This is a genomic window from Agromyces aurantiacus, from assembly GCF_016907355.1.
In the GTDB taxonomy this organism is placed as follows: Bacteria; Actinomycetota; Actinomycetes; order Actinomycetales; family Microbacteriaceae; genus Agromyces; species Agromyces aurantiacus.
This window is the reverse complement of record NZ_JAFBBW010000001.1, coordinates 3227513-3241036: the sequence shown is the minus strand read 5'-3', so window position 1 is coordinate 3241036 and position 13524 is coordinate 3227513. Positions and strand designations below refer to the sequence as shown.

General features: G+C 74.5%; 12 protein-coding genes and 1 pseudogene. 7 read left to right on the top strand and 6 right to left on the bottom strand.

All coding sequences use genetic code 11. From position 1 onward, the window contains the following. The first annotated feature begins 77 nt into the window (after window positions 1-77). The 3 genes and pseudogenes from JOD46_RS15345 to JOD46_RS18970 form a co-directional block, all read left to right on the top strand. Window positions 78-1640, top strand: a complete 1563-nt coding sequence (locus JOD46_RS15345) for an acylneuraminate cytidylyltransferase (protein ID WP_204395364.1) — start codon at window positions 78-80, stop codon at window positions 1638-1640. A gap of 41 nt (window positions 1641-1681) precedes the next feature. Continuing rightward, on the top strand, window positions 1682-2554 hold the full coding sequence (locus JOD46_RS15340; protein ID WP_204395363.1) for an N-acetylneuraminate synthase family protein: 873 nt from the start codon (window positions 1682-1684) through the stop codon (window positions 2552-2554). Then, window positions 2551-3609, top strand: a pseudogene (locus tag JOD46_RS18970) (DUF6716 putative glycosyltransferase); the annotation flags it as partial. The gene JOD46_RS15340 and the pseudogene JOD46_RS18970, both read left to right, overlap by 4 nt. A gap of 297 nt (window positions 3610-3906) precedes the next feature. Here JOD46_RS18970 and JOD46_RS15335 read toward each other — a convergent pair. Beyond that, entirely contained in the window at window positions 3907-4443 is a 537-nt protein-coding gene (locus JOD46_RS15335) for a gamma carbonic anhydrase family protein (RefSeq protein ID WP_204395362.1), read from the bottom strand. Between the two features lie 10 nt (window positions 4444-4453). Continuing rightward, entirely contained in the window at window positions 4454-5782 is a 1329-nt protein-coding gene (locus JOD46_RS15330) for an APC family permease (protein WP_204395361.1), read from the bottom strand. Window positions 5783-5862: 80 nt separating this feature from the next. On the opposite strand from JOD46_RS15330, the gene JOD46_RS15325 reads away from it, so the two are divergent. Next, a complete protein-coding gene (locus JOD46_RS15325; protein ID WP_204395360.1) occupies window positions 5863-6357 on the top strand; it encodes a YbaK/EbsC family protein in 495 nt (164 codons plus the stop codon). A gap of 33 nt (window positions 6358-6390) precedes the next feature. Here the strand turns inward: JOD46_RS15325 and galK are convergent, their stop codons facing one another. Both galK and galT read right to left on the bottom strand, forming a co-directional pair. Further along, the gene (gene galK, locus JOD46_RS15320; protein ID WP_307835064.1) at window positions 6391-7551 is read right to left on the bottom strand and encodes a galactokinase; all 1161 of its coding nucleotides are present in this window, start codon (window positions 7549-7551) and stop codon (window positions 6391-6393) included. Next, window positions 7548-8705 carry a galactose-1-phosphate uridylyltransferase gene (gene galT / locus JOD46_RS15315; RefSeq protein ID WP_204395359.1) on the bottom strand — a complete coding sequence of 386 codons (1158 nt, stop codon included), beginning with the start codon at window positions 8703-8705 and terminating at the stop codon, window positions 7548-7550. Before galT ends, galK begins: the two co-directional genes overlap by 4 nt. A gap of 82 nt (window positions 8706-8787) precedes the next feature. Between galT and JOD46_RS15310 the strand changes: the two genes are divergently transcribed. Together JOD46_RS15310 and JOD46_RS15305 are read left to right on the top strand one after the other, a co-directional pair. Further along, window positions 8788-9612 (top strand): DeoR/GlpR family DNA-binding transcription regulator, encoded by an 825-nt coding sequence (locus tag JOD46_RS15310; protein WP_204395358.1) that lies wholly within the window; start codon window positions 8788-8790, stop codon window positions 9610-9612. Between the two features lie 10 nt (window positions 9613-9622). Then, window positions 9623-10549: an aldose 1-epimerase family protein gene (locus JOD46_RS15305; protein WP_204395357.1), complete on the top strand. Its 927-nt coding sequence runs from the start codon at window positions 9623-9625 to the stop codon at window positions 10547-10549. Between the two features lie 4 nt (window positions 10550-10553). Here JOD46_RS15305 and JOD46_RS15300 read toward each other — a convergent pair whose 3' ends face one another. Both JOD46_RS15300 and JOD46_RS15295 read right to left on the bottom strand, forming a co-directional pair. Next, on the bottom strand, window positions 10554-11732 hold the full coding sequence (locus tag JOD46_RS15300; RefSeq protein WP_204395356.1) for a MarP family serine protease: 1179 nt from the start codon (window positions 11730-11732) through the stop codon (window positions 10554-10556). A 131-nt stretch (window positions 11733-11863) separates the two neighbouring features. Continuing rightward, complete coding sequence (locus JOD46_RS15295; RefSeq protein WP_204395355.1) at window positions 11864-12529, bottom strand: fasciclin domain-containing protein; 666 nt, start codon at window positions 12527-12529, stop codon at window positions 11864-11866. A gap of 171 nt (window positions 12530-12700) precedes the next feature. Between JOD46_RS15295 and JOD46_RS15290 the strand changes: the two genes are divergently transcribed. Continuing rightward, window positions 12701-13396 carry a DedA family protein gene (locus JOD46_RS15290; protein ID WP_239562801.1) on the top strand — a complete coding sequence of 232 codons (696 nt, stop codon included), beginning with the start codon at window positions 12701-12703 and terminating at the stop codon, window positions 13394-13396. Window positions 13397-13524: the final 128 nt, after the last annotated feature.

The window sequence follows — 13524 nt, the reverse complement described above, 5'->3', positions numbered from 1 at the left end:
GCGTTGTCAGCCGCGTGGTCGCCGGACGTTCACCCGGCGTGCACGGAGTGGACGGGTCGCGCGCATAGCTTCGCGGCATGAGTCGCAACCAGGACGCCGGGAACTCCGCCGCCGTGGCGCGTGCGGCATCCGCGGGAGGCGGTGTCGCGGGGGAACGCGCCGCCGGGGCGGGTGCGGCACGCGGCACGGCGGCGGCAGGTGGCCGCGCCCGCGAGCGCGGTGATGCCGCGCGGGCGATCGCGATCATCCCCGCGCGCGGCGGGTCGCAGGGCCTTCCGGGCAAGAACGTCGCGCGCGTCGGCGGCGTGCCGCTGGTCGCGCGTGCGGTGCACGCCGCGCTCGCCGCCGACCGGGTCGGGCGGGTCGTGGTGACGACCGACGACGACGAGATCGCGGACATCGCCATCGCGGCCGGCGCCGAGGTCGTCGAGCGGCCGGCCGAGCTGGCCGGGGCCGAGGCCTCGAGCGAGTCCGCCCTGCGGCACGCGCTGGGCGTGCTGGGATCCTCGGGCCCGGGCCCGGGGTCGGCGGATGCCGGGTCGGGAGCCGACGACATCACGGTGTTCGTGCAGGCGACCTCGCCGTTCATCGACCCCGCCGACCTCGCTGCGGCGATCGAGCGAGTCGCGTCGGGCGAACGGGACGTCGTGTTCGCGGCCACGCCGACGCACGCGTTCCTCTGGCGCGAGGACGAGGCGAACGCGACCGCGATCGGCGTCAACCACGACGCCTCGCACCGCGCACGCCGCCAGGACCGCGAACCGGAGTTCCTCGAGACCGGCGCGTTCTACGTCTTCCGCACCGACGGATTCCTGGCGGCGGGCCACCGCTTCTTCGGCCGGATCGGCATCCAGGCCGTGCACCCCGACACCGCGATCGAGATCGACGACGCCGCCGATCTCGCGCGGGCGCGGGCGCTCGCGCCGCGCGTCGACCGGCGCCTCGCGGGCGGCGTGGCCGCGGCGCTCGCGCGTCGAGCCGGCGCCGGCACGGCGTGGGTGGCCGACCCGCGGCATCCGTTCATCGACGTCGACGCGGTCGTGACCGACTTCGACGGCGTCCACACCGACGACACCGCCGGTCTCGACGAGCTCGGCCGCGAATCGGTGCGGGTCAGCCGTGCCGACGGCGCGGGCGTCGCCCGGCTGCGCGAGGCGGGCATCCCCATGCTCATTCTCAGCGCCGAAGCGAACCCCGTGGTCAGCCGGCGCGCCGAGAAACTCGGCGTCGACTGCATCCAGGGGCTCGCCGACAAGGGCGCGGCGCTCCGCGAGTGGGCGGCCGCCCGCGGCATCCGCCTCGACCGCATCGCCTACCTCGGCAACGATCGCGGCGACATCCCCGCACTCGACCTCGTGGGCTGGCCGCTGGCGGTGCCGGATGCCGCGCCGGACGCGCTCGAGCGGGCTCGGCACGTGCTCGAACGGCACGGCGGGCACGGCGCAGTGCGCGAGCTCGCCGAACTCGTGCTCGCCGCGCGCGACGCGCGGCGCCGCGCCGAAGCACCCATCGACACCGACGTCGACGCCGACGCGATCGCCGACCGCGACCCGGCCCGCGAGCCGCGAGAGCTCGACCCCGCCCATCCGACGCGCGGGCAGCGCGAGGCGATGGCCGCGGCATCCGTCACCTCGACCTGACCCGAACCGATCCGACCCGAACCACACGAGAGCGAGCCACCATGTCCGTGCGCATCGGCCACGCCGCCATCGGCGAGTACGAGCCCGTCTACGTCATCGCCGAGATCGGCCTGAACCACAACGGCGACGTCGAGCTCGCGAAGCGCCTCATCGAGGTGGCCGCGCAGGCGGGCGCGCAGGCGGTGAAGTTCCAGAAGCGCACGCCCGACGTCTCGACGCCCGAGCACATGAAGCTCATGCCGCGCGAGACGCCGTGGGGCACCATGACCTACCTCGAGTACCGGCACCGGGTCGAGTTCGGCCGCGACGAGTACGCGCAGATCGCCGCTCATGCCGTGCTGCACGGCCTCGACTGGTTCGCCTCGCCGTGGGACGTGCCCGCGGTCGCCGACCTCGAGTCGTACGGCGTCGTCGCGCACAAGATCGCGTCGGCCTCGGTCACCGACCTCGAGCTGCTCGAGGCGGTCCGCGACACGGGCAAGCCCGTCATCCTCTCGACCGGCATGTCGACCATGGACGAGATCGACCGCGCCGTCACGGTGCTCGGCACCGAGCGCCTCGTGATCCTGCACGCGACCTCGAGCTACCCGATGCCGCCCGAGGAGGCGAACCTGCTCATGATCCCCGCGCTCACGCGGCGGTTCCCCGGCGTGCCCGTCGGCTACTCGGGCCACGAGCGGGGACTGCAGATCTCGCTCGCGGCCGTCGCGCTCGGCGCGACCTGCGTCGAACGGCACATCACGCTCGACCGCACCATGTGGGGCTCCGACCATTCGGCGTCGCTCGAGCCGCAGGGCCTCGAGCACCTCGTGCGCGACATCCGCATCATCGGCGACGCGCTCGGCGACGGCGTCAAGCGCGTCTACCCCGGCGAGGAGGCGCCGAAGGCCAAGCTCCGCCGGGTGCTCGCGTGAGGGGCCGTACGGATGGCGCGCCGCGCCGCCTGCTCGTCGTCGCCGACGCCGACTCGTACGTGAAGTGGGGCGCGGCGCTCGCCTCGACGCTGCCCGCGGACTGGACGTCGCGCCTCGTCGTGATCGCGTCGCCCGTGATGCCGAGCGAGCGGCAGCTCGCGCACGCGCTCTCGGGCACGCGCTTCGCGCCGGAGGACGTGCGGATCGTGCCGCTCGACCGCCGCGGCGTGCAACGCGGCCTCGACGACGAGCTCGACGCGTTCGACCCGCACGCGGTGCTGCTCGCGCTGCGCGGACCCTTCGTGCGCGTCGTCGCGCCGCGGCTCGTGCGCCGAGCGAACCGCCCCGCGATCGTGAGCGGGTTCCCCGGGCTCACGATCCCCGCGGTGCCGAAGGCCGTGATCTATCGCGAGCAGGCCGACCTCGTCGTGCTGCACAGCCGGCGCGAGGTGCGCGAGTTCCGCGCGAACGCGGCCGAGCTCGGCATCGACACGTCGTTCGGCCTCGCGACGCTGCCCTTCCTCCGGCCCGCCGCGGGCCGGGCGGCGACCTCACGCACCGCCGGGAACGACGTCGTCTTCGCGGCCCAGGCCAAGGTGCCCGGTGAACGCGACGACCGCCTTCGGCTGCTCCGCGCGCTCGCCGAGCTCGCGCGACGCAGCCCGTCGCACCGTGTCGTCGTCAAGGTGCGGGCGCGCGCCGGCGAGGCCCAGACCCACGCCGAGCAGCACGACTACGCCGGCCTGCTCGCCGAGCTCGACCACGTGCCCGCGAACCTCGTCGTCGAGGACGGCCCGATGGCCGCGAAGCTCGCGCGCGCTGCCGCGCTCGTGACCGTGAGCTCGACGGCGGCGCTCGAGGCGGTCGCGCGCGATGTGCCGACCCTGCTCGTGGACGACTTCGGCGTCTCGCCGGCGATGATCAACACGGTCTTCGAGGGCGCGGGCCTGTTCGGATCGACGTCCGACCTCGTCGCCGGCCGCTTCCGGCACGCCGACCCGCGCTGGCTCGCCGACAACTACTTCCACGGCACCGACGCCGACGACTGGGTCGGCCGGCTCGGCGCGCTCGTCGAGGCCCGCGAGATCGTGCCGCTGCCGCCGATCGAGCGCCGGTACGACCTCTCGGGCGGGGCGCTGCGGGCGGCGTTCGAGCGACGTCGCATGCTCGGCGGGTTCGACCGCACCGTGAGCGGCGCGATCGCGTGGGGCGTCGGGGTGCCGGTGCGCGCGGTCGTGCGCCGGGTGCGCCGGCTCGAGCGGATGCTGCGGCGCGGGCTGGGCGCGGTCGCGGCGCCCGCGGCATCCGCCCCGTCGTCATCGCTGCCGTCGCCGGCGCCGGCGCCGACGTCGTCAGTCGACGGGCGCGGTGTGCCGGGCGACGTGCGCGAGGTACGCCTCGGCGTTGCGTCGGATGCCGACCTGCTCGTCGGCGGTGAGCTCGCGCCGCACCTTGCCGGGCACCCCGGCGACGAGCGAGCCGGGCGGCACGACGGTGCCCTCGAGCACCACGGCGCCGGCCGCGACGAGTGAGCCGCGGCCGATCACGGCGCCGTTGAGGATCGTCGCGCCCATGCCGATGAGGCAGTCGTCCTCGACGGTGCAGCCGTGCAGCACCGCGCGGTGCCCGACCGAGACCCCGCTGCCGATCGTCACGGGGTAGCCCGCGTCGACGTGGCAGACGACGCCGTCCTGCAGGTTCGAGCGCTCGCCGAGCGTGATGGTCTCGGCCTCGGCGCGCAGCACCGCGTTGTACCAGACGCTCGACTGCGCGGCGAGGCGCACCTGGCCGACGACCACGGCACCGAGCGCGACGAACGCGGTCGGGTCGAGCTCGGGCGCCGGGGTGCCGGAGATGGTGAGGATGCGGGCGGACGGGTCGGCGCTCATGCGCCCCAGCCTATTCCGGCCCGCCGCCACGGCGCCGTACGATCGCGAGTCGGATGGCGCGCACCGCCGCTCCGACGACGAACACGGCGACGCCCGCCGCGATCGAGGCGAGCGGCAGCGTGACGACGAGCACGACGCATCCGATGGCGCCGACCCACGAGAGCCAGCGCGGCACGAGGCGCTCGCCGGCGGGCTGCGTGAGCGCCGACGCGTTCGCGACGAGGTAGTACAGCAGCACGCCGAACGACGAGAAGCCGATGGCACCGCGGAGGTCGGCGACGAGCACGAGCACGATCACCGCGACGCCGACGGTGAGCTCGGCGACGTGCGGCACCCCGAATCGCGGATGCACCGCGGTGAGCGGTCGCGGCAGCTCGCCGTCGCGCGCCATCGCGAGGCTCGTGCGGCCGATGCCGGCGATGAGCGCGAGGAGCGACCCGAGCGCGGCCACGCCGGCCGCGACCCGGACCACGGGCTCGGCCCAGAGCCATCCGGCCGCGCCCACGACGTCGACGAGCGGGGCGGATGACGCCGCCAGCGACGCGGGCCCGAGCGCGCCGAGCGCGGCCGTGCCCACCGCCGCGTACACCACGAGCACGATGCCGAACGCGACCCCGATGGCCCGCGGGATCGTGCGCGCGGGGTCGCGCACCTCCTCGCCGAGCGTCGCGATACGGGCGTATCCGGCGAACGCGAAGAAGATCAGGGCGGCGGCCTGCAGCACGCCGTACGCGCCCGCGACCGGGCCGGCCGCGGCATCCGTCGTCAGCGTCGCCTGCGGGCCGGCCGCACCCGCGCCCCAGCCCGCGCCGGCGATCGCGGCGACGCCCGCGGCGACGACCACCACGAGCACCGCGACGACGGCCGAGACGATCACCGACGCCACGCGCGCCGTGCGGGTGACGCCGAGCACGTTCACGCCCACGAGCACGGCCACCGCGGCGACCGCCACGGGCTTCTGCCACTCCGGCGGCACGAGGTACGCGGCCGCGGTCAGCGCCATCGCCGCGCAGCTCGCCGTCTTGCCGATCACGAACCCCCAGCCCGCGAGGAACCCCGGCCACGCGCCCAGCCGCTCGCGGCCGTATCGGTACGCGCCCCCGGCCTCGGGGTACCGCACCGCGAGCTGCGCCGTCGATCCCGCGTTCGCGAACGCGACGACCGCGGCGATCGCGAGGCCCGCGAGCAACCACGCGCCGGCCGCCTGCGCGGCCGGCGCCCACACGGCGAACACGCCCGCCCCGACCATCGCCGCGAGACCGATCGCGACCGCGTCGCGCAGCCCCAGGCGGCGCGCCAGCCGGTCGTGCGAGGGGGAGGGCGACGGGGAAGCGCTCACACCGGCACCCTACGGCAGCCGGGTGAACCGCGAGGCGAGGCGGCGCGAGCGGATGCGGCATCCGCTCGTAGGATCGACGCATGCCCGCCGAGCAGACCTCCCTCCCGTCGCACGCCGCCGTCGACCGCGTGATCGCCGCGCTCGCCGCCGAGGGCGTCGAAGCGCGCGTCGTGTGGTTCGACGACGCCGTCACGACCGCCCAACTCGCCGCCGACGCGCTCGGCGTCGAGGTCGGCCAGATCGCCAACTCGCTCGTGTTCACGCTCGACGACGAGCCGATCCTCGTGCTCACCTCGGGCGGCCACCGCGTCGACACCGAGTGGCTCGGCGAGCAGCTCGGCGGCCGCATCGGGCGCGCGTCGAAGGAGGTCGTGAAGTCCGCGACCGGGCAGGTGATCGGCGGCGTCGCACCCCTGGGCCATCCCGCGCCGGTGCGCACGTTCGTCGACACCGACCTCGCGGCGTACGACGAGGTGTGGGCCGCGGCCGGGCACGCGAAGACGGTGTTCCCGACGACCTACGACGAGCTCGTGCGCATCACGCGCGGTACGCCGACGGCGGTCGAGCCCCGGTAGCCGAGCGCTCTCGAACGCGCGCCCGCCGGCCGGCTACGCGTCGCGGCGGGCGCCCTGCGCGGCGTGCACGGTGAAGACGGCCGGTTCGCGGAAGCCGCGTGCGGCGAAGGCCTCCTGCACCTGCCGGGTGACGGCCGGAACGAGGTCGTCGCGCACGAGCGCGATCGCGGCGCCGCCGAATCCGCCGCCGGTCATGCGCGCGCCGATCGCGCCGCCCGCCTGCGCGGTCTCGACGGCGAGGTCGAGCTCGGGCACCGAGATCTCGAAGTCGTCGCGCATCGAGACGTGCGACGCGTCGAGCAGCGGGCCGATCGCGCCGGGCCCCTGCTCGCGCAGCGTGCGCACGGTGTCGAGCACGCGCTGGTCCTCGGTGACGACGTGGCGCACGCGGCGGAAGGTCTCGTCGTCGAGCAGCTCCTCGGCGCGGCCGAGGTCGTCGGGGCGCAGGTCGCGAAGCGACTCGACGCCGAGGAGGCGTGCGCCGGTCTCGCACGACGCGCGGCGTGCGGCGTAGCCGCCGGTCGCGTGCGTGTGGCTGACGCGCGTGTCGATCACGAGCAGCGAGAGCCCGGCCTCGGCGAAGCCGAGCGGGATCACGTCGGCGTCGAGGCTGCGGCAGTCGAGGAACACGCCCGCGTCGGCCTCGCCGAGCAGCGACGCCGACTGGTCCATGATGCCGGTCGGGGCGCCGACCACGCGGTTCTCGGCGAGGCGGCCGACCTTCGCGAGCGTCGGACGATCGAAGCCGAGTCCCCAGTGCTCGTCGAGCGCGAGCGCGACAGCGCACTCGATCGCGGCCGACGACGAGAGCCCGGCGCCGACGGGCACGTCGGAGTCGATGTGCAGGTCGACCCCGCGCACGTGCTCGAGGTCGGCGCCGAACTCGCCGAGCGCCCACACGACGCCGAGCGGGTAGGCGGCCCATCCGCTCACCGCGTCGGGCGTGAGCTCGTCGAGGTGCACCTCGACCACGTCGGGCGAGAAGGTGGAGGCCACGCGCACGAGCCGGTCGTCGCGGTCGCCGAGCGCGACGGTCGTGCGGCGGTCGATCGCGAACGGGAAGACGAACCCGTCGTTGTAGTCGGTGTGCTCGCCGATGAGGTTGACGCGCCCGGGCGCCGACCAGACGCCGGCGGGGCGCCGCCCGTACTGCTCGGCGAATCCGTGCTGGGCGGATGCCACGTGGTCGGTCACAGCTCGACTCCTTCGATCGCATCGCGCAGCGCCGCGGCCTGCGCCTCGGGTGGGACGTCGCCGATCCAGGCGCCCATGGCGGCCTCGGACCCGGCGAGGTACTTCAGCCGGTCGGCGCCGCGGCGCGGGCTCGTGATCTGCATGGTCAGGCGCACCTCGTCGCGCCGCTCGTGCACGGGCGCCTGGTGCCACGCGGCGATGTACGGCGTCGGCGTGTCGTAGAGCCGGTCGAGTCCGCGCAGCAGCCGCAGGTAGACGCGCGCGAGCTCGGCGCGCTCGGCCTCGTCGGTCGCTGCGAGGTCGGGCACGTGCCGGTGCGGCACGAGGTGGACCTCGATCGGCCAGCGCGCCGCGAACGGCACGTAGGCGGTCCAGTGCTCGCCCGCGAGGAGCACGCGCTCGCCGTTCCGCTCGCGGGCGAGCAGGTCGGCCTGCAGGCCGGGCCCGTACGCGTCGATCGCCGCGAGCAGTCGCTCGGTGCGGGGCGTCACGTACGGGTAGGCGTAGATCTGGCCGTGCGGATGCGGCAGCGTCACGCCGATGTCGCGGCCGCGGTTCTCGAACGGGAAGACCTGCTGCACGCCCGGCAGGGCCGAGAGCGCCGCGGTGCGGTGCGCCCAGGCCTCGATGACGGTTCGGGCGCGCGAGACGGTCTGGGTGCCGAACGAGCCCTCGTGCTCGGGGCTGAAGCACACGACCTCGCAGCGACCGTGCGAGGGCAGCCGGCGCTCGAGACCGACCGCGCGCACGTCGGCGAGGGCGGCGGAGGCGGCCGCGGCATCCGCGGGGCCGGCCCATCCGGGCAGGTCGGGCCCGAACGACGGCGAGCGGTTCTCGAACACCGCGACGTCGTACAGGCTCGGGATCTCGGACGGGTTCGTCTCGGTCTGCGGCGCGAGCGGGTCGGCGTCGGCCGGGGGGAGGAACACGCGGTTCTGGCGGGCCGCGGCGACCGAGATCCAGTCGCCCGTCAGCGGGTCCTGGCGCATCTCGGCGGTCGCCGGTCGCGGGTCGAGGGCGCGCGCGTCGATCGCGCGCTCGGCGGGGAGCGCGGTGTCGGCGTCGTCGAAGTAGATGAGCTCGCGTCCGTCGGCGAGCGTCGAGCGGCGCACGGCGATGCGCGGGTCGAGGATGCCGGGTTCGGTGTGGTGCACGGCGCTACGGTACGTCGTTTTCGTTTGAGAAACAAGGGTGTTTCGTATTGCAAAGTCGAATGACGAAGCCGACAATGGCCGTATGGACCCCGAACTGACCGCGGCGCGGCGGCGCGCGCTCGCCGCCGACCTCGTCGCCGAGCGCGGGTTCGTGCGCGTCGTCGAGCTCAGCGAGTCGTTCGGCGTGACGCCCGTCACCGCGCGCGCCGACCTCGACGTGCTCGAGCGCGGCGGCCTCGTCCGCCGGGTCCACGGCGGCGCCGTGCCCGTCGGCGGCGGGCCGGCGGCCGAGGCCCGGCCCGAGCGCGAGCCCAGCTTCGAGGAGGCGCTCGCGGCCTCCGTCGTGCCCAAGCAGCGGATCGGCGAACTCGCCGCCTCCCTCGTACGCAGCGGACAGAGCATCATCCTCGACGTCGGCACGACGACGCTCCAGGTCGCGCGCGCGCTCCGCGCCCGCAGCGACCTCGACGACCTCACCATCCTCACCAACGGGCTCTCGATCGCGCTCGAGCTCGAGGCCGAGATCCCGCGGTTCACGGTCGTCGTCACGGGCGGAACGCTCCGCCCCCGCCAGCACTCGCTCGTGCACCCGCTCGCCGGTTCGGTGCTCGACGAGGTGCACGTCGACCTCGCGTTCATCGGGTGCAACGGCGTCGACGCCCGCATGGGCGTGACCAACGCCAACCTGCCGGAGGCCGCCGTCAAGGCGCTCATGCTCCGGCGTGCGGCCCGCGCCGTCGTCGTGGCCGACGCCTCCAAGCTCGGCGAGGTCCACCTCGGCCGCATCGCCCCGCTCGACGCGTTCGACACGCTCGTGACGGATGCCGCGGCGCCGGCGGTGCTCGTCGGCGAGTTCCGCGACGTCGGGGTCGAGGTGCTCGTCGCAGAGGGGTCCGAGCGGCCCTAAGGTGGTCTGCATGACGCACCCCACGGGCGACCAGTTCGTGCTCGAGACGTCCACCTCCACCGGAGACGTGCGAGCCACCATCACCGCCGTCGCCGCCGGACTCCGCACGCTCTCGATCAACGACATCGACCTCGTCCCGCCCTACGGCGAGGACGAGACCCCGCCCTCGGGCTCGGGCATCGTGCTCGTGCCGTGGCCCAACCGCATCCGCGACGGCGTGTGGCGCCATGACGGCCACGAGTACCAGCTCGCGATCACCGAGCCGGCTCGCGACAACGCGATCCATGGCCTGCTCCGCTACGCCGAGTACACGCCCGTCGAGCAGGAGCGCGACTCCGTCACGCTCGCCGCGACGATCCACCCGCAGATGGGCTACCCGTTCACGGTGCGCACGGCGGTCCGGTACGAGCTGGTCTCCGACGGCCTGAAGGTCACGCACTTCCTCGAGAACCTCGGCGCCGAGGCCGCGCCCGTGGCCGTGGGCACGCACCCGTTCCTCAAGATCGGCGGCGTCCCGACCGAAGACCTGGTGCTGCGCCTCGACGCCTCGACCCACATCGAGGTCGACGACCGCCTGCTGCCGACCGGCGAGGTCCCCGTCGACGACACCGAGTGGGACTTCCGCGAGGGTCGTCGCGTGGGCGACGTGCAGCTCGACGACGCGTTCGGCGGCCTGGCGGCCGTCGACGGCACCGTCGAGCACACGCTGCTCGCGCCCGACGGCCGCTCGGTGTCGATCTGGGCCGACGACGAGTTCGCGTACGTGCAGGTGTACACGACCGAGAGCTACCCCGGCGAGACCAAGGCCATCGCCGTCGAGCCCATGACCGCGCCCGCCGACGCGTTCAACTCGGGCAAGGGCCTGCGCTGGCTCGACCCGGGCGAGCAGTGGGAGCTGAGCTGGGGCATCCGCTTCGCGGGGTTCACCGCGGAGTAGCGGCTCAGCCCACGCAGCTGCCGGAGTCGACCCGCTCGTTGAGCGACGGCGCCTCCTCGGCGAACGGCTCGAGCGTGCCCACGGGGATCGCGAAGCCCACGTTGTCGACGGTCTGCGACTTCGCGAACACGACGCCGCCGACCTGCCCGTCGCCCGTGAGCACCGGGCCGCCCGAGTTGCCGTGGTCGACGTCGGCCGCGAGCGTGACCACGTCGCGCGAGGACGTCTCGCCGTCGATCGCGATGGTGATCGGGCCGGTCGCCATGACGCGCGCCGGCCGGAGCTCGAGCGGACCGCCGAACGGGTAGCCCACGACCGCGACATCGGCGTCGGCCGCGGGCGGCTCGGCCAGTTCGAGTGCCGGAACGTCGAGGCCGTCGGTCGCGATCACCGCGAGATCCTGCTCGGCGTCGAACGCGACGACCCGTCCGGCCACCGGCTCGTGCCCGGGCGCCTCGACGATCGGGTCGTCGACGCCCGCGACGACGTGCGCGTTCGTGACCACGCGGTCATCGCCGACGACGAAGCCCGAGCCCGTGAGGTTGCCCCCGCACTCGTAGGCCAGGCCGGTGATGCGCACGACGGAGGCGGCCGCCGCCGACAGCTCCGGGTCGTCGACGCCGCCCCTCGGCAGTTCCGGGGCGACCGTCGGCCCGTCGAGCACGCCGACGAGCCAGGGGATCGCCTGGCCGACCGTCGCGGTCCGCAGCTCGGCCATGAGCGCGCGCGCGGGCTGCGGCGTGACCTGCTCGATGCCGCGCACCACCCAGGATCCGGCGACCGCGGGGGAGACCACGGGCACGCCCATCGTGGCGACGCCCGCGCCGACCAAGGCGATGACGAACGCCGTCACCATGGTGTTCACGATCGCGCCGAGCACGCGGTCGACGACGCCGAGCTTCACCGCATCGGCACCGCGGCGGAGCGCGCGCCCGAGCGAGGCGCCCAGGGTCACGCCGGCGATGAGCAGCAGCAGCGCGACCGCGATCGCGACCGGCGCGCGCCATTCCGGCGCGGCGATGAAGGAGACCACCCAGGGCATCGCGATGTAGGCGGCGACGCCGCCCGCGATGAGCCCGAGCAGCCCGCCGAGGCTCCGCAGCAGGCCGGCGCGCCATCCGTGCACGAGCGCGGCGACGAGGACGAGGACGAGCGCGATGTCGAGGACCAGGCTCCAGGGCATGCGCGTCGCTCCGTTCTCTCGGAGGACCAGCCTCCCGCATCCGGCTCCGAACAGGCTGAAGGCGCCCGGGGCGTGGGCTCGCCCCCGGGCGCCTTCAGCGTCCTCTGCCGGCAGTGCGCCGCGTCATCCGGTCACTGGGGCATCAGCACCGTGTCGATGAGGTAGACGGTCGCGTTGGCGGTCATGACGCCGCCGCAGATCACGTTCGCGTCGTCGACCATGAGCTCGTCGCCCGAGCCGGTGACCTCGACGGTGCCGCCCTGGACGGTCGTGTGCGTGCCCACGACCTCGTCGGGCGAGAGCTGTCCGGGCACGACGTGATAGGTCAGGATCGACGTGAGCGTCGCGCTGTCGGTCTTCAGCGACTCGATCGTCGCGGGGTCGATCTTCGCGAACGCGTCGTCGATCGGTGCGAACACCGTGAACTCGTCGCCGTTGAGCGTGTCGACGAGGTCGACGTCGGGGTTCAGCTGTCCTGAGACGGCCGAGACGAGCGTGGTGAGCAGCGGGTTGTTCGATGCCGCGACCGCCACCGGGTCCTCGGCCATGCCCGCCACGGAGCCGGCGCCGTCGGGCACCTCCTCGGCGTACGCGGCGCAGCCCGGGCCGACGAGGTTCGCGGCGGGGTCGGCCTGCATGTCCTCCGACGCCATCGGCTCCTCGCTCATGGAGCTCTCGTCGTCGGTCTCGGTCTCGGCCGAGCTCCCGGCGCTGCAGCCGGCGAGGCCGAGCGCGGCGACGGCCACGATCGAGAATGCGGCCAGGGCGGTGCGGTGCGAGCGGAACGTGGTTCGCATCGGTCTTCTCCTTCGGTGTGCGGCCCGCCTCTCGGGGCCGTCATCGGGGTGTTCGGCGCCCTCGTGCAGCCGGATTGGGTGCGCGCGCGACGGGTGCGTCAGACCCTCGTCCATCGCGGCCGCGCCAGGCGTCCACCGGCCGTTCAGGCGCGCCCGCGTAGCGTCGGACGCATGACGACGACGATCGCGATCCGAACCGCCGCCGCCGAATCCGAGCCCACCGGTCTCGCCGGGTGGGCCGTGGACGTCATGGAGACGCTGGGCGCCCCCGGCGCCGGCCTGGCCATCGCGCTGGAGAACCTGTTCCCGCCGCTGCCCAGCGAGGTCATCCTCCCGCTCGCCGGCTTCACCGCGAGCCAGGGCTCCTTCACGCTCGCCGAGGTGCTCGCCTGGACCACGCTCGGCTCGGTCGTCGGGGCGCTCGTGCTCTACGCCGTCGGCGCCCTCCTCGGTCGTGAGCGCACGCGCGCGATCGTGAAGGCCGTGCCGCTCGTCGACGTGGCCGACGTCGACCGCACCGAGGCGTGGTTCCTCCGGCACGGCCGACGGGCGGTCTTCTTCGGGCGGATGGTGCCGCTGTTCCGCTCGCTCATCTCGGTGCCCGCGGGCGTCACGCGCATGCACGTGGGGCTGTTCCTCGCCCTGACGACGCTCGGCAGCGCGCTCTGGAACACCGTGTTCGTGCTTGCGGGCTACGCGCTCGGCGAGAACTGGCACCTCGTCGAGCCCTGGGCCGACGGATTCCAGCTCGCCGTGGTCGTCGCCGTCGTGCTGGCCGTGGTCGTGTTCGTCGTGCGGCGCATCGCCCGGATCCGCGAGCATCGCCGGCGCGTCGCCCGCGGCGAGGCCACCGAGGGCGGCATCTGATCCGATCGCGGCGGCAATCCCGGACGCCGGCGGCGCCGAATCACCGGCGACCCCTCCGAGGAGCCCCGCACCCATGTCCGTCACGCTGACCGCCCCGGCACCGATCCGGCCCGCACCGCGCATCCGAC

Coding starts and splice junctions, on each gene's coding strand:
- JOD46_RS15345 (WP_204395364.1), top strand. CDS start 78: ATGAGTCGCAACCAGGACGCCGGGAACTCCGCCGCCGTGGCGCGTGCG.
- JOD46_RS15335 (WP_204395362.1), bottom strand. CDS start 4,443: ATGAGCGCCGACCCGTCCGCCCGCATCCTCACCATCTCCGGCACCCCG.
- JOD46_RS15325 (WP_204395360.1), top strand. CDS start 5,863: ATGCCCGCCGAGCAGACCTCCCTCCCGTCGCACGCCGCCGTCGACCGC.
- JOD46_RS15300 (WP_204395356.1), bottom strand. CDS start 11,732: ATGCCCTGGAGCCTGGTCCTCGACATCGCGCTCGTCCTCGTCCTCGTC.
- JOD46_RS15305 (WP_204395357.1), top strand. CDS start 9,623: ATGACGCACCCCACGGGCGACCAGTTCGTGCTCGAGACGTCCACCTCC.
- JOD46_RS15340 (WP_204395363.1), top strand. CDS start 1,682: ATGTCCGTGCGCATCGGCCACGCCGCCATCGGCGAGTACGAGCCCGTC.
- JOD46_RS15295 (WP_204395355.1), bottom strand. CDS start 12,529: ATGCGAACCACGTTCCGCTCGCACCGCACCGCCCTGGCCGCATTCTCG.
- JOD46_RS15310 (WP_204395358.1), top strand. CDS start 8,788: ATGGACCCCGAACTGACCGCGGCGCGGCGGCGCGCGCTCGCCGCCGAC.
- JOD46_RS15290 (WP_239562801.1), top strand. CDS start 12,701: ATGACGACGACGATCGCGATCCGAACCGCCGCCGCCGAATCCGAGCCC.